This is a genomic window from Polaromonas sp. P3_C2 (genome assembly GCF_056402675.1).
In genome coordinates this window covers 1-572 of record NZ_JBFUGX010001246.1, presented here as the reverse complement: position 1 = coordinate 572, position 572 = coordinate 1, and the positions used below count along the sequence as shown (strand labels likewise).

1 protein-coding gene is annotated in these 572 nt (G+C 59.6%); it reads right to left on the bottom strand.

Annotated elements, in window-relative coordinates; translation table 11 throughout:
• A partial coding sequence (locus tag AC1DWI_RS25875) for a TRAP transporter substrate-binding protein (protein WP_477726289.1) occupies positions 1-572 on the bottom strand: 572 nt, incomplete at both ends.

Here is a 572-nt window from a genome sequence, read left to right as displayed (position 1 = left end):
GTGCGGCGGCGCTGGCCGCTTCCACAATCGCCTTGTATTCGGGCGACAAAGCATCGTAGGCTTTCTGGTTGATGTACAGGTCCAGCTGCAGGCCGCCTTCCCACCAGCCGGGGTAGTAGTAGTTGGGTGCCACCTTGTTGAAGCCCAGCTTCTGGTCATCGTAGGGACCGATCCATTCGGCGGCATCGATGGTGCCTTTTTCCAGCRCCTGGTAAATCTCGCCGCCGGGAATGTTCTGCGGCACGCCGCCCAGGCGCTCGATGACCTTGCCGGCAAAACCGCCGACGCGGAATTTGAGGCCCTTCATGTCGGCAATGGACTTGATTTCCTTGCGGAACCAGCCRCCCATTTGCGCGCCGGTATTGCCGCACGGAAAGCTGATCATGTTGTATTTGGCGTAGAACTCGCGCATCAGTTTCAAGCCGTTGCCCTCAAAGGTCCAGGCGCTCATCTGGCGGCTGTTCAGGCCAAAAGGAATGGCGCCGCCGATGGCAAAGGTTTCGTCCTTGCCGAAGAAATAGTAAGGCGCCGTATGGGCTGCCTCGATGGAGCCTTGCTGCACGCCGTCGACC